The following is a 19,158-nucleotide window of genomic DNA, read 5'->3' as shown; positions in this document are numbered from 1 at the left end:
CGTTACGCCACATGGTCCAGCGACGACATGGCGAGCAGTTCGCGCGCATGGTCGAGGGACGCATGGGATTCATTGCCGGCGAGCATGCGCGCGATCTCTTCCACGCGCTCCTCGCCGCTCACTTGACGCACCGTGGTGGCCGTAGCCTTGGCGCCCACCTGTTTGGCCACCACATAGTGCGCGTCCGCCCATGAGGCCACTTGCGGCAAATGGGTCACGATCAGCACTTGGGCGCTTTGGGCGAGCCTGGCCAGGCGCCGGCCCAGTTCCACGGCGGTTTTGCCGCCTACACCCGCGTCAACCTCGTCGAAAATGAACGTCATGCCCGCTTGTGAGTTTTGGGAAGGGTCTTCGCATACGCGTTCTGCGAGCGCCAGTTCAAGCGCCAGCATGAGGCGGCTCAGTTCGCCGCCCGACGCGCTTTTGCCCATGGGCATGGGCTGGGCCGAGGGGAACGGAGTGAACATGAACGAGACCGTGTCTCCGCCTGTCGCGTCGAACGGGACACCGTCCCCGTCCGCGGTGCGCTCCTCGACGCGGATGTCGAGGCGCGCTCCGGACATGGCCAGTTGCGCAAGTTCTTTCGTGACGGTTTCCCCGAGCCTGTCGGCCGCCGTCTGGCGCGAAACGGTGAGTTTGCGCGCCACTTGTTGCAATCTCCGGTAGCGCCGCTGGCGCAAGTCCTGCAGTTCGGCGAGCTTTTCAGGGGACGCGTCGAGGTCTTGCACGTTGAGTTCGGCCTGGTCGCGCCAGGCGATCACGTCCTGCAGCGTCGGACCCCACCGCGAGACAAGTTCGGTCAGCTCGTGGATGCGGGCGTTGAGCTGGTCGAGGTCGGCGCCCTCCTCCTCGGTGTCGACATAGTGTCCCAGCGAGAAGGTCACGTCCAACATTTGCGCGCGCAGCTGCTTGAGCTGCTGGACGGGTTCGTCGCTAATGCGGGCGATGCCGATGGATTCAAGCGCGTGAATGGCCTGGGTGACGAGCTGGCAGGCGCCTGGCTCGTCCCCGGCTTCGTCGAGCGAGGACGCGTCGAGTGCCGTCATGGCCGCGCGCACGCCTTGGGCGATTTGCGCCGCATGCTCGATGGTGTCGCGCTGCGCCTTGAGCGTGTCGAGTTCGTCGGGTTGCGGGTCCACGCGGTTGATTTGGGCGATGGAGTCTTTCAAATAGTCGGCCTGCTGGCGCACTTGGGCCTGTTGGGCGCTCAGGCGTTCGAGCCGGTCGGACACTTCCCGGTAGTCCTGCCAAGCGATGGCGTATGCGGCGCGTTCGTCCGTGTTGCGCGCGTAGTCGTCGAGGAAGGCGCGTTGGCGTGCCGGCGAGGCGATGCGGATCTGGTCGGACTGGCCGTGGATCGTCACGAGATATTCCGCCAGGCGCGAGAGCACGGAACGCGGCACCGTTTTGCCTCCGCACACTGCGCGCGAGCGTCCCGACGCGGGCACGGTACGCGAGAGGAACAGTTCGCCGTCTTCCGCCTCGACCCCGCAATCCTGGGCCGCTTGCAGTACGGGATGGCCTTCCCCCACGCTGAACACGCCTTGCGCCCACGCCTTGTCGGCTTCGGGGCTGACGCGGGCGCTGTCCGCTCCGCCGCCGCTAATGAGCTGGAGCGCGCTGAGCAGCATGGATTTTCCCGCGCCCGTTTCGCCAGTAATGGCCGTCATTCCCGCCGCCGGCGCGATAACGGCCTTGCGGATGGGTCCCAGATCGCGCAACTCAAGTTCTTCGAGCACTCATGCCTCCCATGGTTCCGGTACGGCGACAGTCTAACATAGTCTCGAACGTATGTTCTATAGGCGATGCGTGTCCGGACCGTGTCGGGGCCCGCTATCCGCGGATCGTGCCGTGCATGGCGCCGTCCAGATTGAACCCTCCCGCGTCGCGGTCGGCGTCGTCATGGCGGATGTGCGCCGTCTCCTCGGCATGGTCCACCAGCGTGGCTTCCGGCGACTTGTTCTGTTCGCGCCATCCGACCACGGGAAGATCGAATTTGGTGACGAGTCGGCTCGTGAACGGCGCGCCCGAGAGGCTGACGAGCTTCAGCCAGCTCGACGACTGGCGAATGTCGATGCGCGTGCCTTTGGGAAGTTCGCGTTTGCGCCGTCCGTCGCAGCAGATCCATCCGTCGGAGGTGGAGTCTTGGGAAATGGTGAACGAGAACGTGGAATGCGAGCCGATCACGAGCGGACGCGCGAACAGGGCGTGCGCGGCGAGCGGCACCATGAGCAGCGCCTGCACGTCGGGCCAGATGATCGGGCCGCCCGCGGAAAACGCGTAGGCCGTGGATCCCGTGGGCGTGGAGACGATCACGCCGTCGCAGCCGAACGAGCTCATTTCCACGCCGTCCACACTCACCGACATTTCCACCATCTTGCCGCGGTCGGCGCGTTCGATCGTAATGTCGTTGAGCGCCCAGTCCTCAATGGGTTTCGTGGCGCCCGGCAGCCACACATCCACATGGGCCGTGAGACGCTCTTCCACGGAATAGTCGCGCGAGGCCACACGCCGGATCGCGTCCTGAATCTGGAAGCTTTCGAATTCGGCGAGGAAACCCACGTGGCCCATGTTGATGCCGAGGATCGGCACTTCCGTGCAGTGCACGAGTTCGGCGGCGCGCAAAATGGTGCCGTCTCCACCCAGGACCACGACGATCTCCGTGTTCGGCGGCACGCAGGCGGTGGGCTGGCCGAATTCCGGGGTTTCCGGCTGGCTGATGAGCTCCACCTCGAAATCCTGCTCCTTCAATTTGGCAACGCACTCCTGCACCACGTTGCTGGTTTCGCGCAATCGCTCATGCGTCACTACCGTGACATGCCGCCGCACACTCATATGCTTCCCCTTATGGTCGCGTCCTTATCGTTCCGAACTGTTGCCAATTGTTGCGGATATCCGTGCCTATGGTAAACCACGGCACACTGTAGTGGCCAGATTCCGGCTGCGTTCTGAGCAAGATTTGCGCAAGGACGCCACAATGCGGGCGCTATGCCCGTCACGAAGGCAACACGCGCCGGCCCGCTTCGGTCTACAATGGTGATGCAATCGATTCACAGGTGACCTTCCCGAGGCCGCTTCCCCATGACCATGACTTCAAGGAGTGGACCATTATGGCTTGGCGCCTGCCCCATTCACCGTCTTCCCGCAACGCGAAGAACCAGGCGTCCGACGCGTATTCGTGGTGGTTTTCCGGCGACGCGTTCAAACGCGACGCACTGGACGAGCGCAGGGGCTCGCGCACAAACACGCTGCTGCACAAGCTCAATTCGCGTCCCGGACGACTGACAATCATCTATTTCGCCACGCTTATCGTGATCGTGACCTCGCTGTTGCTGCTGCCCGCCGCCTACCAAGGTCAAGGCTCTACAAACTTTTCCTCGGCCTTTTTCACGGCCGTCTCGGCCTTGTCCACATGCGGCATCGCGATGGTGAACACCACCACGCACTGGACCACTTTCGGCCAGGGCGTGCTCATCATCGCCGTACAGTTGGGCGGTATCGGCGTCATGACGTTCGCCTCGCTGATCGCGCTGGCTGTCAACCACCACATCAAGGCCACGCAACGGCTGCTTACCGCCAGCGAGCTGGGCACCAACAAGCTCAGCGAAATCCGCGGCGTGCTGCGCGTGGTATTAATCACGTCGCTGAGCATCGAAGTCATCACGTTCATCGCGCTGCTGCCGGGACTGGCCCACGTCAACCACAACGATTACGGCAGGGCGGCGTGGGAAGCGCTGTTCTTCGCGGTCATGGCGTACAACAACGCGGGATTCACGCCCGACGGCGCCGGCCTGTATGTGAGCAACTGGTCGGTGGGCATGCCGATCGTGCTCAGCGCATTTTGCGGCACGCTCGGCTTCCCCGTCATTTTGAACATCGTGCGCACGGCCCGCAAACACCAGTCGCCCCGGCGCTGGAACCTGCACACCAAAGTGACGTTGTGCACCACGTTCTGCCTGGTGCTCATGTCGCTGCTGTGGTTCCTCATCATTGAATGGAACAACACGTCCCTGTTCGCCAGCGACGACATCGAGGCGCATCTGCGCCGCGCCGTCGTGGCCGCCGTCATGCCCCGAAGCTCGGGCTTCGACCTGTCGTGGGTGCCGCAAGTGGGCGACGCGACGAAACTGTTCATGAGCATCATCATGTTCATCGGCGGCGGCAGCACCTCCACGGCCGGCGGCATCCGCGTGACGACCTTCGCCGTGATCCTGCTCGTGTGCCGCGCCTCGTTCACGGGCCACCGCGACGTGACCGTGTTCCACCGGCGCATCCACACCAAAGTCGTCATGACGGCCATCAGCATCAGCACGTCGTGCCTGCTCGTGGTGTGCGTGGCGTCCATGGCGATCATGCTCAACACGGGCATGGACCTGACCAGCGCGCTGTTCAACGCCTGCTCGGCTTTCGGTTTGGGCGGCTATTCGATCGGCGTGGACGCGAGCACTCATCCGGCCGTGCTGTACATTCTCGCGGCCACCATGATCATTGGTAGACTAGGCCCCATGACGCTCGCCTATGCGGTGAGCCGTCCGGGCAACATCGAGGCGATCCGCTACCCCACTGACGAAATCGTGGTCGGCTGAGCGTCCCGTCCATACGACTTGCAACAACTGGAACTGTACAATCCGCACAGAAGGGAACTGGAACGATGGCGGAAAACAGAAGCATACTGGTAGTCGGACTGGGCCGTTTCGGCAGTGCCGTGGCCACCACGCTCGACAGCATGGGCCAGGACGTGCTGGCCGTGGACAAGGATCCGCTGCTCGTCAACCGCTGGTCCTCCTCCATTCCCACCGTCCAGGCGGACATGACGGACGTGCTCGCCATCGAACAGCTCAACGCTGCGGATTTCGACACGGCCGTCGTCGCCATCGGCGACAGCGTGGAGGCGTCCGTCATCACGGCCGGCAACCTTCTGGACGCCGGCATTTCCGACATTTGGGCCAAGTCCGTTTCCAAGGAGCATGCGCGCATCCTGCAGCGCATCGGCGCGCGCCATATCGTGAACGCGGAAACCGACGCGGGCAACCGTATCGGGCACCTTGTGTCGGGCAATTATCTGGACTATATCGAGCTGGAAGGCGAGTACAACGTCGTCAAGATCCATACTCCCACGTATCTGATCGGCTATACGATCGGCGACGCGAAAGTGCTGGAACGGTACGGCATCACGGTGGTCGGCATCAAATCGCCGGGCCACGAGTTCGAATACGGTTCGTCGAACCTGGTCATGCACCGCAACGACGAACTGATCATCATGGGCAAGCAGGACCAGATCGACCGTTTCATCAAGGGATAGCGGGCCGCACGCGCACGCGATCCGCCAATAATTGCGGTACTCGGCCGCACATCAGGGACGGCGCGCGAACAACAGGTATTCGACATTGCCGTGCGTCCCTTCGATGGGGCTCACGGTGGTCGCCACAACGTCCAGTCCGCATGCGCGCGCGCAATCGACGACACGTTCCAGCGCACGCTCGCGCACGGCCGGATCCGTCACAATGCCGTGACGGTCGAGATTGGCGCGGCCGACTTCGAACTGGGGCTTGACCAATACCATGATTTGCGCGCCCTTGTCCGCGATACGCGCGATGACGGGCAGCACGTAAGTCAGGGAAATAAAAGACACGTCGGAAACGACCAGTTGCGGACGGTACGGAAGGCCGCCGTCCTGCACGTCGCGGATGTTGACTCCGCTCATTTCGATGATGCGCGGATCATTGGCGATGCGCGGATCCAACTGGCCGTGTCCCACGTCGAGCGCGATGACACGCTCCGCTCCCCCGCGAAGCAGCACATCGCAGAAGCCGCCCGTGGACGCGCCGATATCGAGGCAGCGCAAACCTTCGGGGCCGGACAGTCCGGCATCCGCGAACGCCTTGAACGCGCCCGCAAGCTTGTAGGCGCCGCGCGAAACGTAATCGTCGCCCTTGTCCACGCGGATTTCGGCACTCGAAAGCACCATGCGCGAAGGCTTGTCGACGACTTTGCCGTCCACAAGCACATGGCCGGCACGCACGAGGCGCTGCGCTTTGGAACGCGTGTCCACGAGCCCCAAGTCCACGAGCGTCTTGTCGAGCCGTTCCTCGCGCACGGACGCGGAACGCGTATTCGTATCCATCAGAGAACGCCGATCATTCGCCGGCCGGCACGTCGATGCGCGGCAGGGTGAACTGCATGATGTCGATACCGCTGTCGGCCATATGCCACAACAATTGGCATGCGGCGCGCAGCTGGTCCACGGCGTCGCCTCCCTGGACGACGACGGACTGTTCGCTTACCACGGCGCGCGCCTCGCGGCAGGTGGCGACGCGACGGTCCATGTCGAGGTCCACTTGCGGTTGCGGTTCGTTGAGCCCGCGCAGGTCGGCGGCGATATACGTGGGCCGCAGCGCGATGGGCGCCGTCATGAGCATCGTGGCGTCCGTGACTCCCGTCAACACCACGAGCGAATCGTAGCCGCCGCGATTGCCGGCCTCGATATCGGTGTCGAGGCGGTCGCCAATGGCGAGCGACGATTCTACGGGCACAAGATCTTCGCCGTCATGGGCGGCCAGCATGCGCGCCTCGTCATACATGGCGGATTCGGGCTTGCCGGCCGACGCGATCGGCTCGACTCCCGTGGCCGCGATCACGGCGCGGATCATGGAACCGCATCCGGGCGCGATGCCGAGCTCGCGCGGAATCGTCAGGTCGCGGTTCGTGACAAAATACTTGGCGCCGGCCTCCACGGCATACGCCATGTTGGCCATCATCGACCACGTCATTTCGGGATACCATCCCTGGATGGCGGCCTGAGGGTGGGCCTGCGCGTCGTCGACCACATGCAGCCCCTGACGCGCCACTTCCTCACGCAAATGCTCGGCGCCCAACACTAGCACGTCGGCGCCCGGCTCGACGGCGCGGGCGACCATGCGCGCCGCCACCACGGACGAGGTGATCACCTGCCACGGTTCGACGTCAAGGTCGAAACCGCGCAACTGGTCGGCGACCACCTGCTGCATGCGCGACGAGTTGTTCGTCGTGTACTCGATCGTCATGCCATGGGCCTGCGCCTTGCGGATGCTGGCCGAAGCGTGTTCCACGGGATTCTTCCCGCGGTACACCACCCCGTCCAGATCCAACAATGCCAAACGATATGTTTCGCTCAACGGCGCACTGGTAGCTTTGAGCACGACCCACCCTCTACTTGATTGATTGTTTGCTGAACCCGGTAGCGACTACTCGAGCTCTTCCTTGACCTGTTCCTCGAAATCGCCCGGTTCGGCCGTGGCGCGGCCCAGATCGTCGAGATCGGGATCACCCATCGTGCCGTTTTCATCGTGGCGTTCGTTGATTTCCTGCTGCTGGGCCGGCTCGATCGTCATTTCGGCGCCCGACAGCTCCTCCTGCTCTTCGAGGCGGGTCTCGTCGTCCATGTTGACGCCGTCCTCACCGTCGAGCGGAGCGTACTGGGCGTCGTCCGGCGTCACGCCGAGCTTGGCCATGAGGTCTTCCGGCAGGTCGGCCACATCGTAGTCGACCACGTAGGAATCGTCGTTCTCGTCCTCTTCCACGTCGGCGTAACGGTCCTCGAGCGAATCGATGAATTCGTCGAGCGCCACGGCCTCGTCGGAACGGCCCGACTCTTCGAGGAAGTACTGCTCGGCCTGGGCGGCGCGCATGCGGTACTCGCCCGGCAGGCCCTTGGCGTGCGAGAGCGTCTTGACGATCTCGATGGCCTGGTTCCACATGTTCAGGTCGGCCAGGGCGCCTGCGTACACGAGGAACATTTCGGCCTTGGCTTCGCCCGTCAGCTGCTTGGCTTCGTCGGACTGCGCGATTTCCACGGCCTTCTTCGGATTGCCCAGACCGCGCTCGCAGTCGGCGATGAACGGCAGGTAGTCGAGATAGCCGTTCATGCGCTGGGCCGTCTTGAACTCGCGCAGGGCGAGCTTGTAGTCGCCACGGCGGTAAGCGATGAGAGCCAGCGTTTCGCGGGCGAAATCGATGCGCGAAGCCTGGTGCGCCACCCACTTGGCGTGGGCCAAGGCGCGGTCCGGATCGATCTCTTCAAGCGAGAAGGCGGCGAGGATGTGCAGGCCGATGTTCTCGGCGTGTTCCTTGGACAGGCCGCGCAGGCGCTCGCGCTCTTCCTTGCTGAGCATGCGCCATTCGATGCCGGCCGGCATCTTCGGCTCGTTGGAGCGGCGTGCGGTGTACGGGTTCTGGGACGGGAAGCTTACCGTGCCGTCTGAGTTGCGGCGGGACTTGGACATGTAGTCGCGGCGCTTCTTCTCACGGTACTGCTGCTTCTCCTCGGCCGTGAAATCGCGGCGTTTGCCACGGTCGTTGCGGTGGTCGTCACGGTGGAAGTCGCGGCGGTCATCACGATGGAAGTCACGGCGGTCATCACGATGGAAGTCACGGCGCTCGCCATGCTCAAAGCGGTCGTTGCGGTGGAAGGAACGGCGCTCCTGGCCGCCCTCGCCGTCACGGCGGAAGTCGCGGTCCTGGCCGTGTCCGTTGTCGCGGCGGAAGGATCCGTTGCGGTTGCCCTTGTGGAAACCGCCGGAAGAGCGGTTCGATCCGAACGACTTGCCGCGCGGCTTGTAGCCACGGCCGTTGGAGTTGCCGCGGGAAGCGTTGGAACCGTGGGAACGGCCCTGTCCATTCGAACGATGAGATCCGCGTTCGTCTGCCATGTTTGTCCTTTATCTTCGTTGGGCCTGCGCCCATGGTTATCTATTAGTTAATACGTGTCAATACGCGCTGCCGGTAAAACCCACAATGCGGCGCGCCTGTACGGCACACCGCTTTAGGGGGAAACTATAGAAAACTATAGTAGCGTCACGAATCACTCGCCGAGTTCCACCACGCCGAGGGCTTTCTTGCCACGGCGGATCAGCGCGAAACGCCGGGCGAGGAAATCGTCGGCGCCAAGCGTCTGCTCGGTGTCTTCCACGCGCGTGTTGTTGAGGTACACGCCGCCCGACTTGATCGTCTTGCGCGCTTCGGACAGCGACTTGAACAGTCCGGCCGTCACGGCCGCTTCGGCCACGCGTTCATCCACATGGGCCTGGGCGAATTCCTTGCCACCGTCCTCGTCTTCAACCTTCAAGCCGTCCAGAGCGCTTTCCAGCGTGGCCTCGTCGATGGCGCGCAAATCGCCGCCACGGCCGAACAACGCGCCCGAAGCCTCGATGGCGGCCCGCGTCGCGTCTTCGCCATGGACCAGGCTCGTCACTTCCCAAGCCAGCGTACGCTGCGCTTCGCGGGCGCCCGGGTTCGTCTCGCTTTCGTGCACGAGGCGCTCGATCTCGGCCTTCGGCAGGAACGTGAACGCCTTGAGCAGGCTTTCCATTTCCGCGTCGGGACGGTTGATCCAGAACTGGTAGAACTTGTAGGGGCTGAGCATGGTCGGGTCAAGCCACACGGCGTTGCCTTCGGACTTGCCGAACTTCTTGCCCTGCGCGTCCGTAATGATGGGGCTCGTCATGACGTTGACGTCCACGCCGCGCACCTTGTGAATCAGGTCGAGGCCGGACGTCAGATTGCCCCACTGGTCGGAGCCGCCCAGCTCCAGCACACAGCCGAACTCGTCGAACAGGTGCAGGAAGTCGTTGCCCTGCAGCACCTGGTAGCTGAACTCGGTGAACGAGATGCCCTCTTCGGAGTTCAGGCGCCTGGCCACAATGTCCTTGGCGAGCATGGTGCCCAGTCGGAAGTTCTTGCCGACGTCGCGCAAAAAGTCGATGACGTTCATGGACGCCGTCCAGTCGTAGTTCGAGACGAACTGTACGGGATTGTTGCCGTCCTGAACGAGGATGTTGCCGATCTGGCGCTTGAGGCGCTCGGCCCAGCCCGCCACGATCTCCTTGGAGTTGAGCGTACGCTCGCCCGACTGGCGCGGATCGCCGATCAGGCCCGTGGCGCCGCCGACCAGCGCGATCGGGTGGTGTCCGGCTTCCTGCAGGTGGCGCATGATGATCAGCTGCACGAGGTTGCCGATATGCAGCGAAGCGGCGGTGGGATCGTAACCGCAATAATACGTAACCGGCTCTCCGTTCAACGTCTGCGCGAGCCGCTCCCGGTCAGTAGACTGGGAGATCAAGCCGCGCCACTGCAATTCGTCGAGAAGCGAATCAAATCCTGCTTCTTTAAAGTCGATTACGTGAGCCATCGGTCACTTTCTCCTTGTTGCCTCATGGTGGATACCGCCGCGCGGCGTACCGCGTAGCTGTACCAGTGTGGCAGCAACACAAGACAGAAAAACCGTTGCGATTATTAGGTTTGCCATTTATGCGGCGCCCTTTTGGATGTGGCGGCGCCTACCAGCGTTCGATATGGAAGGTTTCATATGTGGCGCTGATTTTGTCGGCGAGGGACACGAGGATTCCCTCGAGGAAGCGAGGCGGGATCGGCGTCAGCGGAAACATGTGGTGGCGGATGCCGTTGCGTTCCACTTTGTCGAGTGAAAAGTCGCGGTGCGCGTTGCGTGCGGCGCGGAACCCGTGGCGGAATCCGTGGAACCGGTGCGACCCGTCCCCCACATGGTGCCAGTCGTAGAGGAAATAGTCGTGGAGCAGCGCGATGCGTACGAGCGAACGCAAGTCCACATGGTTCCATAGACGCAGCTTGTCGGCCAAATGGACGGCCAGACGGGCCACTTTGAGGGAATGTTCATATGTGGAGACCGTACCGTGCTGCATCGCGGACTTGGTTATTTCCATATTCTCGTGTTCGAGAATGTCGCGTCCGTAATACTGCACGATACGGTCGATGGCGGTTCTAGAAATCACCCTTTCAGACTATGCGCCGGCTTGAAGGCCGTGCCGTCACTATTCGAACGGCCGAATGCGCGCAACGCTTCGGTCTCGCTTTTGGCGGCCACAATCTGTTCGCGCACGCGCAGCGGCGCCGTGCCGCCCTTGCCGTTGCGCGACGAGACGGACCCGGCGGCCGACAGCACGCCGCGCACTTCGGGCGCCAGTTCGGGCGCGACGAATTCCTGGAAGGTTTCCACGAAATCCTCGTCCGTCAAATCCCACAGTTCCTGTCCGCGGCCTTCCGCCAGCTTGACGCAGGCTCCGGAAAGTTCGTGGGCGTGGCGGAACGGGACGCCGTTCTTCACAAGCCATTCGGCGATGTCCGTAGCAAGCGCGAAGCCCGTGGGCGCCTCCTGTTCCAGGCGTTCGGTCTGGAAGACCATCGTGGCGACCATGCCCGTGAACGCCGGCAGCACCACTTCAAGCGTGTCCACCTGGTCGAACACGGCCTCCTTGTCTTCCTGCAGATCGCGCGCATACGCGGTGGGCAGGCCCTTCAAGGTGGCGAGAAGTCCCGTCAGGTCGCCGATCAGGCGTCCGGCCTTGCCGCGCGTCAGTTCCGCGATGTCCGGATTCTTCTTCTGCGGCATGATCGAGGAGCCCGTGGAATACGCGTCGTCGAGTTTGACGAACGAGAATTCTTGGGAGTTCCAGATGATGATTTCTTCCGAAAGGCGGCTCAGGTCCACGCCGATCATGGCGGCGACGAACGAGAATTCGGCGACAAGGTCGCGCGAAGACGTGCCGTCGATGGAGTTGGCCGTCACGTTCGCGAAGCCCAGCTCCTGCGCCACGGACATGGGAGACAGTCCCAGCGTGTTGCCCGCGAGCGCTCCGGCGCCGTACGGGCTGTAGTTGATGCGCGCGTCCCAGTCCACGAGGCGCTGCACGTCGCGCAGCAGCGGCCATACGTGCGCCATGAGCTGGTGCGCGAGCAGGACGGGCTGGGCGTGCTGCATGTGCGTGCGGCCGGGCATGACGGTGTTGCCGGCGCGCTTGGCCTGGTCGATGATCGCGTCGCAGGTGTCGAGCACAAGGTTGGCGATAACGCGTGCGTGGCGGCGCAGCCACATGCGGATCAGCGTGGCGATCTGGTCGTTGCGCGAGCGTCCGGCGCGCAGTTTGCCGCCAAGTTCGTCGCCCGCAATGGCCAGCAGTCCGCGTTCCAACGCGGTCGCCTCGTCCTCGTCATCTTCGCGCGGTTCGAATTCGCCGCTGTCGACTTGGCGTTGAAGCTCGTCGAGCGCCTGTTCCATGCGGTTGAGCTCTTCGCCGTTGAGCAGGCCGGCGCGGCCGAGCGCGCGGGCGTGGGCCCTCGACCCGGCGATGTCGTCGTCGGCGAGGCGCCAGTCGAACTGGGTGGATTTGCTCAGTTTGGCGAGCGCGGCGGACGGGCCCGAGGAGAAACGTCCTCCCCAGAGCGCCAGATGCTCTTCCTGTGGTGCCGATGGTTGTGATGCCGTGTTGTCGGTCATGGGATTGGCCTGCTTTCCTTGGCTTGGCTACTCTACGTCGTTTTGCGGGACTTCGATGCCGTTGCCGAATTTCACGTCGCGGGCGGCGGCCACCTTGGTGGGCAGTCCGTAGATCTCGATGAATCCGTTCGAGGCGTGCTGGTCGAAGGAGTCTCCCGAATCGTAGGTCGCGAGGTTGTAGTCGTACAGGGAGCTGTCGGAGCGGCGTCCCACCACCACGGCGCGGCCGGCGTGCATGACCATGCGGATTTCGCCGGACACGTATTCCTGGGTGTCGCGAATGAAGGCGTTGAGCGACTTGACGGCGGGGCTGAACCACTGCGCGTCGTAGACGAGCTCGCCCCAGCGCTTGTCGATGTCGCGCTTGATGCGGTGCTGTTCGCGTTCGAGGCAGCAGTTTTCGAGTTCCTGGTGCGCGGTGATCAGTGCGATGGCGCCCGGCGCCTCATACAGTTCGCGCGACTTGATGCCCACGAGGCGGTCTTCGATCAGGTCGACGCGGCCGATGCCCTGGGCGCCGGCGCGGCGGTTCATCTCTTCGATGGCCTGCAGCGGCGTGACGTCGCGGCCGTCGATCTTGACGGGGATGCCCTGCTTGAATTCGATGACGACTTCGTCCTCGACAGGCGGGAAGTCCGGATCGTCGGTGTAGGAATAGCAGTCCTTGGTCGGCGCGTTCCACGGATCTTCGAGGAAGCCCGTTTCAATGGCGCGGCCCCACACGTTCTGGTCGATGGAGAACGGGCTCTTTTCGGTCTGCACGATCGGCAGGTTGTGCTCGTTGGCGTACGCGATTTCCACGTCGCGCGTCAGCGACAGGTCGCGGATCGGGCTGATGGCCTTGAGTGTCGGGTCGATCGACTGGATCGAGACCTCGAAACGCACTTGGTCGTTGCCTTTGCCCGTGCAGCCGTGGGCGATGGTGTCGGCGCCGAACTGGTGGGCGGCGCGCACGAGATGCTTGGTGATCAGCGGGCGCGAGATGGCGGACACCAGCGGGTAGACGCCTTCGTACATGGCGTTGGCCTGCAGCGCGAGCATGCAGTATTCGTTGGCGAATTCGTCGCGGGCGTCGACCACGTAGGATTCCACGGCGCCGCAAGCCAGCGCGCGCTCCTTGATGGTTTCGAGGCTTTCGCCGCCCTGTCCGACGTCCAAGGACACGGCCACCACGTCTTTGCCGGTGCGGTCCTTCAGGTACGGAATTGCCACGGAAGTGTCCAGGCCACCGGAATATGCCAATACGATGCGGTTTTGTTCAGTCATCGGGTATCCCTTTCATTTGATACATAAAAGTATACAATGGTCTGTATATATATTCACCGTGCGTGCCGCGGTACTAGTCGATATTGACGAGCCAGTCCGTTTTTTCCTGCGCGATGGCGTCCGTCGCACAGATCACCAGCACCGTGTCGTCGCCCGCGATGGTGCCCAGCACTTCCTGGGTGATCTGGCGGTCGATGACGCTGGCCACATACTGGGCCGCACCGCTGGAGGTATGGATCACGATGAGGTTGTTGGCGCGGGCCACGGAAGTGACCAGTCCGGACAGCACGCGCGCCATATGCTGCTCTTCCTTCTCGTCCACGAGATCCTCGGGATGCATGTTCGGATCGTGGTCGGGAAGCATATACGCCATGGTGCCGTCCGCCAGCCTGCTTTTCGCCGCGTGGATCTCGTCGAGATCACGGCTCAGCGTCGCCTGCGTCACGTCGATGCCCTGCTGCGCCAGAATGGCGGCCAACTGTGCCTGGGACGTGATCACGTGCGCGCGCAACGCCTGTTCAATGGCGTTCAGACGCGCGGTTCTGGTTGCGGGACGGAACATGTTGTCGTATTGCTGTGTCATTAGAGTAATAAGCTTTCGTCGTCTCGTTGCTTACCGATAAGCCACGTAAGCAGTGCCTTTTGTGCATGAAGCCTGTTCTCGGCCTCATCCCAGACTACCGACTGGGGGCCGTCAATGACGGCGGCCGTGACTTCCTTTCCGCGATACGCGGGCAAACAATGCTGGAACAGGGCGTCGGGCTTCGCCAATGCCATCAGCGACTCGTTCACCTGGTAGGGCCAGAACGGCTTGGACCTTACCGCGTATTCGCTTTCCTCACCCATTGATACCCAAGTATCGGTGAAAATGCAATCCGCTCCCGCCACCGCCTCGCGCACGTCCGTGGTCACGAGGATCGAGCCGCCCGTAGTGGCCGCGATGCGTTCAGCGTCGGCGACAATGTCCTCGCGCGGCAGGAATCCGTACGGTCCGGCCACGCGCACATGCATGCCCGCCACCGCGCCGGCCAGCAGGTAGGAATTCGCCATATTGTTCGCGGCATCGCCCACATAGGCGATCGTCATGCCCTCAAGCGCGTCCACGCCGCCCTTGTGCTGCGCGATGGTGAGGAAATCGGCCAGCACCTGGCACGGATGGAAGTCGTCGGTCAGCGCGTTGACGACGGGAACGGTGGAATATTCGGCCATCGTCTCGACACGGTCCTGACCGAACGTGCGCCATACGATGGCGCTCGCCATGCGCGTGAGCACGCGCGCCGTATCTTCCACGGGCTCGCCGCGGCCCAGCTGGGAGCCGGACTTGTCGACGACCAGCGGATAGCCGCCCAATTCGGCCACGCCGATCGAGAAGCTTGAGCGCGTGCGCGTGCTCGGCTTGTCGAACAGCACGGCCACGCCTTGCGGCCCCGCGAACGGCATGTGGTAGTGCCGGTTCTCGCGGAATTTCATGCCCAATTCCAGAATCTGCTTTTGTTCCTCGTGCGTTACGTCGTCGTCACGCAACATGTGCCGTAACTGCTGTGCCATAAGCCAAGCCTTTCTTGTAAAAAAATCAGTCGTTGTCCAAATCCGCGGGAATCCGCGCCAAAATGGCGAGTGCCTCGTCCACCTGGTCGGCCGTTACGATCAGTGGCGGCGCCAGGCGCAGCACCGAGGGGGCCGCCGCGTTCACGATCAGTCCGTGGTCGAGGCACCATCGCATGGCCTCGTGGGCGCAGGGACGGTTGAGCACCACCGCGTTGAGCAGGCCGGATCCGCGCACCGAGGCGAACAGCGGATTGCCCGTGGCCATAATGCCTTCGCGCAATTGCTTGCCGCGCTCTTCCACATTGGCGAGCAGCGAGTCGCGTTCGATCACGTTGAGCGTGGCGAGCGCTGCGGCCGCCCCGAGCGGGTTGCCGGCGAAGGTGGAGCCGTGCGAGCCGGGATCGAGAATGGAGGACGTTTTCGGTCCGAATGTGATGATGCCGCCCATGGGGAATCCGGAGGCGACGCCTTTGGCGAAGGAGACCACGTCGGGCGCGACTCCGCCCAGGTCTTCCCGTTGGAATGCGAACCATTCGCCCGTGCGGCCCACGCCCGTTTGCACTTCGTCGATGATGAGCAGCGCGTCGTGTTGCGTGCACAGTTCGCGCACTTCACGCACATAGTCGGCCTTGAGGGGAACCACGCCGGCCTCCCCCTGCACGAGTTCCATGATGACGGCGGCGACGGGTCCTTTGCCGTAGTGGCCGAGTCCCGTCTGGGCGAACGCGTCACGCATGGCACCGGCATCGCCGGCTGCCACGAATTCGATATTGGGGACCAGCGGTTCGAACGGTTTGCGGATCGCGGGCTTCCATGTGGCGGACAGTGCGCCCATGGTGCGGCCGTGGAACCCGTGGGTCAGCGCGAGGATGCGCGCGGGCTTGTCACCCATGTGGGGCCACGCGTCGGGCAGGGATCCGCCGTATTTTTTCGCGAGTTTGAGCGCGGCCTCGTTCGCTTCGGCGCCCGAGTTCGCGAAATATACGCGCGAGCCTTCGGGGGCTCCGGCCAGGGCAATCAGGCGTTGGGCCAGCTCGATCTGCGGGACGGTGGCGAAATAGTTGCTGGTATGCGCCACTTTGGCGGCCTGCTCGCCCACGGCTTTCACCCAGTCGGGATGCGCGTAGCCCAAGGCGTTCACGGCGATGCCCGCGAGGAAGTCGAGGTATTGGTTGCCGTCCACGTCCCACACGTGGCAGCCTTTGCCATGGTCCAGGACGCGCAGCGGCGTGCCGAACACGTTCATATGGACGCGCGTGTACGCGTCCGTCCATTCGTCCGAGCGCTGGCGCTGCGGTGTGGTCGCGTCATTCATGGTGCTTCCCGTCTCTCATGTCCATGCCGGTTCCGGGCACCACCATGGTGCCGATGCCGGCGCTGGTAAACACTTCGTTCAAAATCGAATGCGGCACGCGTCCGTCAATGATGTGCGCTTGGCTGACGCCGCCGTCGATGGCGCGCAGGCACGCTTCCATCTTGGGGCGCATGCCCGCTTCCAGGTCGGGAAGGATCTGGCGCAAGGTGTGCGCGCCAATGCGGCTGGCCAGCGAATCGCGGTCGGGCCAGTTCGTGTAGAAGCCTTCCACGTCCGTGAGGATCACGAGCTTTCGCGCGCCCAATGCGGCGGCCAGCGCGGCGGCGGCCGAGTCGGCGTTCACGTTGAGCACCTGCGTCGCGTCGTCCACATTGGGCGCCACGGAGGAGACTACGGGAATGCGGCCCGCGCGGATGAGGTCTTCCACTGCGGAGGGGTCCACGCGCACCACGTCTCCCACCAGGCCCACGTCCACGCGTTTGCCTTCGATGATGGGTTTGCGCTGCGTGGCGCGGAACAGCGCCCCGTCCTCGCCCGAAAGGCCCACGGCGAACGGCCCGTGCGCGTTGATCAGTCCGACGAGGTCACGCGAGACTTTGCCCGTGAGCACCATGCGCACCACGTCCATCGCTTCCGGCGTGGTCACGCGCAGGCCGCCCTTGAATTCCGAGGCGATGCCCAGCGCGTTGAGCATGCGGGAGATTTGCGGCCCTCCGCCGTGCACCACCACGGGATGCATGCCGACCTGGCGCAGGAACACCATGTCTTGCGCGAACGAGCGGCGCAACTCGTCGTTGACCATGGCGTTGCCGCCGTATTTGACCACTACCGTCTGCCCGGCGAACTCTTCGAGCCATGGGAGCGCTTCGATAAGCACCTGCGCTTTCTGGCTGTTTTCCAAGTTGGCGACCACTTCCTGGTCGGAGAAATCCACGTGCTGCCTATTGTGTTCCACCATGCTCAGCTTTCATAGTCCGCGTTGATGTGCACGTATTCATGCGTCAGGTCGTCGGTCCACACGTCGGCCGATTCCTCGCCCGCGTGCAGGTCCACGTCGATGCGCACCAGACGCGGCGCCATGTCCACTTCCCGCGGATCCGTGGCGGGAGTGCCTCCCCTGCATACGCACACGTCGTTGACGGTCACGTCCACATGGTCGGGGTCGAACGCGGCCACGCCGACGGGAACGGTGCCCAGCGAGCTGACAATGCGGCCCCAATTGGGGTCGTTGCCGCTGATGGCGCATTTGAGCAGGTTGGAGGCTGCGATGGCGCGGGCGCATGCGAGCGCCGCGTCTTGCGTCTGGGCGCCCGCAACGGTGATGCGGATGGTGTGGCTGGAGCCTTCGCCGTCATTGACGATGGCCTGGCTCAGTTCCTTGCAGCACGCTTTGACCAGCGCGTTGAACTCGTCGGGGTCGGGCACCACGTCGCTGGCGCCCGAGGACAATAGCAGCACCGTGTCGTTGGTGGACATGCATCCGTCCACGTCAATGCGGTTGAAGGTGGTGTCCACGGCAAGGTTGAGCGCCGCCTGCATCTGTCCGGAGCTGACGACGGCGTCCGTGGTGATCACACACAGCATGGTGGCCAGCTGCGGCGCGATCATGCCCGCGCCTTTGACCATGCCGCCCATGCGGTATCCCGAGCCTTCCATGGCCACCGTTTTGGATCGCGTGTCGGTGGTCATGATGGCCTGCGCGGCGTCCATGCCGTGGTTTTCGTCGTCTCCAAGCGAAGCGTAGGCGGCGAGGATGCCGTCGCATACGCGTTCAAGCGGCAGCAGTTTGCCGATAATGCCCGTGGAGCATACGCCGATGTCGGCGGGGTCGATGCCCAGCATGTCGGCAAGGGATTCGGCTTCCTTGACGCTCTGCTCATAGCCTTCCGCTCCCGTGCACGCGTTGGCGCCGCCCGAGTTGAGCACCACGGCGCGCAGATGCCCGTCGGCCACGGCCGCGCGCGTCCAGCGTACGGGGGCCGCGCAGAAACGGTTCGTGGTGAACACGCCCGCGGCGTTCCAGTACGGGCCTTCGTTCATGACAAGGGCGAGATCCTTTTTGCCGGGGACTGCGGAAATGCGCGCGCACACGCCGGATGCGGAAAATCCGCTCGGAAACGTAACGGTCACGGTGCCACTCCAATCTTGGTTAAACCGGTGGATTCATCCAGGCCCAACGCGATGTTGAGCGATTGCACGGCTTGGCCGGCCGTGCCGCGGTTGAGGTTGTCGATGGCGGCGAACGCCTGGATGCGTCCGCTGGCCCGGTCCGCCACGACTTGCACGTGGGCGGCGTTGGAGCCGAGCACGTTTTGTGTGGCGGGAAGCATGCCTTCAGGCAGCACGTCAATGAAGTATTCGTCCGCATAGGCGTCAAGCCACGCTTGGCGGATGTCGGCGTCGGACATGGCCTTGGCGCGTTCGCTCATGCATGCGCTGACGGACGCGAGGATGCCGCGCGACATGGGCACAAGCATCGGAGTGAAGCAGATCGCCGCATCGCAAGGCTCGCCGGCCGCATGGCGCAAGTTCTGCAAGATTTCGGGAATATGGCGGTGCGTGCCGCCCACGGAATACGGGACGGCTGAATTGATGGCCTCGCTCGCCAGCAGGTTCGTGCGCTTGAGGTTTTTGCCGGCTCCCGAGTAGCCCACGGCGAGGTCGGCCACCAGCGTGGACGCGTCAACAAGCCCGTTCGCCATGGCCGGCTGCATGGCCAGCGTCACGGCGGTGACATTGCATC

The 19,158-nt window shown here is 63.6% G+C and carries 17 protein-coding genes; 2 read left to right on the top strand and 15 right to left on the bottom strand.

Annotated elements, in window-relative coordinates; all coding sequences use genetic code 11:
• Positions 1-2: 2 nt before the first annotated feature.
• Positions 3-1,739 (bottom strand): DNA repair protein RecN, encoded by a 1,737-nt coding sequence (recN, locus tag BMAGN_RS06760; RefSeq protein ID WP_022859362.1) that lies wholly within the window; start codon positions 1,737-1,739, stop codon positions 3-5.
• 94 nt (positions 1,740-1,833) lie between these two features.
• Positions 1,834-2,835: an NAD kinase gene (locus BMAGN_RS06755; protein ID WP_022859361.1), complete on the bottom strand. Its 1,002-nt coding sequence runs from the start codon at positions 2,833-2,835 to the stop codon at positions 1,834-1,836.
• A gap of 275 nt (positions 2,836-3,110) precedes the next feature.
• On the opposite strand from BMAGN_RS06755, the gene BMAGN_RS06750 reads away from it, so the two are divergent.
• Together BMAGN_RS06750 and BMAGN_RS06745 are read left to right on the top strand one after the other, a co-directional pair.
• The gene (locus BMAGN_RS06750) at positions 3,111-4,586 is read left to right on the top strand and encodes a TrkH family potassium uptake protein (protein ID WP_022859360.1); all 1,476 of its coding nucleotides are present in this window, start codon (positions 3,111-3,113) and stop codon (positions 4,584-4,586) included.
• Between the two features lie 65 nt (positions 4,587-4,651).
• Positions 4,652-5,302 (top strand): potassium channel family protein, encoded by a 651-nt coding sequence (locus BMAGN_RS06745; protein ID WP_022859359.1) that lies wholly within the window; start codon positions 4,652-4,654, stop codon positions 5,300-5,302.
• A gap of 51 nt (positions 5,303-5,353) precedes the next feature.
• Here the strand turns inward: BMAGN_RS06745 and BMAGN_RS06740 are convergent, their stop codons facing one another.
• From BMAGN_RS06740 to BMAGN_RS06680, 13 genes are all read right to left on the bottom strand, one after another.
• Positions 5,354-6,124, bottom strand: a complete 771-nt coding sequence (locus tag BMAGN_RS06740; protein ID WP_022859358.1) for a TlyA family RNA methyltransferase — start codon at positions 6,122-6,124, stop codon at positions 5,354-5,356.
• 13 nt (positions 6,125-6,137) lie between these two features.
• Positions 6,138-7,178, bottom strand: coding sequence for an HAD-IIA family hydrolase (locus BMAGN_RS06735; RefSeq protein WP_022859357.1), 1,041 nt, complete (start codon positions 7,176-7,178; stop codon positions 6,138-6,140).
• A 45-nt stretch (positions 7,179-7,223) separates the two neighbouring features.
• On the bottom strand, positions 7,224-8,687 hold the full coding sequence (locus BMAGN_RS06730; RefSeq protein WP_022859356.1) for a hypothetical protein: 1,464 nt from the start codon (positions 8,685-8,687) through the stop codon (positions 7,224-7,226).
• 152 nt (positions 8,688-8,839) lie between these two features.
• Complete coding sequence (gene tyrS, locus BMAGN_RS06725) at positions 8,840-10,165, bottom strand: tyrosine--tRNA ligase (RefSeq protein WP_022859355.1); 1,326 nt, start codon at positions 10,163-10,165, stop codon at positions 8,840-8,842.
• Positions 10,166-10,313: 148 nt separating this feature from the next.
• Complete coding sequence (locus BMAGN_RS06720) at positions 10,314-10,784, bottom strand: HD domain-containing protein (RefSeq protein ID WP_022859354.1); 471 nt, start codon at positions 10,782-10,784, stop codon at positions 10,314-10,316.
• On the bottom strand, positions 10,781-12,286 hold the full coding sequence (gene argH / locus BMAGN_RS06715; protein WP_022859353.1) for an argininosuccinate lyase: 1,506 nt from the start codon (positions 12,284-12,286) through the stop codon (positions 10,781-10,783). Before argH ends, BMAGN_RS06720 begins: the two co-directional genes overlap by 4 nt.
• A 27-nt stretch (positions 12,287-12,313) precedes the next feature.
• The gene (locus BMAGN_RS06710) at positions 12,314-13,552 is read right to left on the bottom strand and encodes an argininosuccinate synthase (RefSeq protein ID WP_022859352.1); all 1,239 of its coding nucleotides are present in this window, start codon (positions 13,550-13,552) and stop codon (positions 12,314-12,316) included.
• 73 nt (positions 13,553-13,625) lie between these two features.
• On the bottom strand, positions 13,626-14,135 hold the full coding sequence (gene argR, locus BMAGN_RS06705) for an arginine repressor (protein WP_022859351.1): 510 nt from the start codon (positions 14,133-14,135) through the stop codon (positions 13,626-13,628).
• On the bottom strand, positions 14,135-15,100 hold the full coding sequence (gene argF / locus BMAGN_RS06700; protein ID WP_022859350.1) for an ornithine carbamoyltransferase: 966 nt from the start codon (positions 15,098-15,100) through the stop codon (positions 14,135-14,137). Before argF ends, argR begins: the two co-directional genes overlap by 1 nt.
• 25 nt (positions 15,101-15,125) lie before the next feature.
• Positions 15,126-16,415 carry an acetylornithine transaminase gene (locus tag BMAGN_RS06695; RefSeq protein ID WP_022859349.1) on the bottom strand — a complete coding sequence of 430 codons (1,290 nt, stop codon included), beginning with the start codon at positions 16,413-16,415 and terminating at the stop codon, positions 15,126-15,128.
• Complete coding sequence (argB, locus tag BMAGN_RS06690) at positions 16,408-17,373, bottom strand: acetylglutamate kinase (protein ID WP_022859348.1); 966 nt, start codon at positions 17,371-17,373, stop codon at positions 16,408-16,410. Before argB ends, BMAGN_RS06695 begins: the two co-directional genes overlap by 8 nt.
• Before the next feature lie 2 nt (positions 17,374-17,375).
• The gene (gene argJ, locus BMAGN_RS06685) at positions 17,376-18,545 is read right to left on the bottom strand and encodes a bifunctional glutamate N-acetyltransferase/amino-acid acetyltransferase ArgJ (protein ID WP_022859347.1); all 1,170 of its coding nucleotides are present in this window, start codon (positions 18,543-18,545) and stop codon (positions 17,376-17,378) included.
• A partial coding sequence (locus BMAGN_RS06680) for an Asd/ArgC dimerization domain-containing protein (protein ID WP_034250453.1) occupies positions 18,542-19,158 on the bottom strand: 617 nt, incomplete at its 5' end. The genes BMAGN_RS06680 and argJ, both read right to left, overlap by 4 nt.

The organism is Bifidobacterium magnum (assembly GCF_000741255.1).
Classification (GTDB): Bacteria; Actinomycetota; Actinomycetes; order Actinomycetales; family Bifidobacteriaceae; genus Bifidobacterium; species Bifidobacterium magnum.
This window is presented reverse-complemented; position numbering and strand designations above follow the sequence as displayed.

What these genes read in the sequence shown, in the direction of transcription:
- BMAGN_RS06745 (WP_022859359.1), top strand. Translation starts at nt 4,652, where the DNA reads ATGGCGGAAAACAGAAGCATACTGGTAGTCGGACTGGGCCGTTTCGGC.
- argR (WP_022859351.1), bottom strand. Translation starts at nt 14,135, where the DNA reads ATGACACAGCAATACGACAACATGTTCCGTCCCGCAACCAGAACCGCG.
- BMAGN_RS06750 (WP_022859360.1), top strand. Translation starts at nt 3,111, where the DNA reads ATGGCTTGGCGCCTGCCCCATTCACCGTCTTCCCGCAACGCGAAGAAC.
- BMAGN_RS06740 (WP_022859358.1), bottom strand. Translation starts at nt 6,124, where the DNA reads ATGGATACGAATACGCGTTCCGCGTCCGTGCGCGAGGAACGGCTCGAC.
- argH (WP_022859353.1), bottom strand. Translation starts at nt 12,286, where the DNA reads ATGACCGACAACACGGCATCACAACCATCGGCACCACAGGAAGAGCAT.
- BMAGN_RS06730 (WP_022859356.1), bottom strand. Translation starts at nt 8,687, where the DNA reads ATGGCAGACGAACGCGGATCTCATCGTTCGAATGGACAGGGCCGTTCC.
- argF (WP_022859350.1), bottom strand. Translation starts at nt 15,100, where the DNA reads ATGGCACAGCAGTTACGGCACATGTTGCGTGACGACGACGTAACGCAC.
- BMAGN_RS06695 (WP_022859349.1), bottom strand. Translation starts at nt 16,415, where the DNA reads ATGAATGACGCGACCACACCGCAGCGCCAGCGCTCGGACGAATGGACG.
- argB (WP_022859348.1), bottom strand. Translation starts at nt 17,373, where the DNA reads ATGGTGGAACACAATAGGCAGCACGTGGATTTCTCCGACCAGGAAGTG.
- tyrS (WP_022859355.1), bottom strand. Translation starts at nt 10,165, where the DNA reads ATGGCTCACGTAATCGACTTTAAAGAAGCAGGATTTGATTCGCTTCTC.
- BMAGN_RS06755 (WP_022859361.1), bottom strand. Translation starts at nt 2,835, where the DNA reads ATGAGTGTGCGGCGGCATGTCACGGTAGTGACGCATGAGCGATTGCGC.
- BMAGN_RS06710 (WP_022859352.1), bottom strand. Translation starts at nt 13,552, where the DNA reads ATGACTGAACAAAACCGCATCGTATTGGCATATTCCGGTGGCCTGGAC.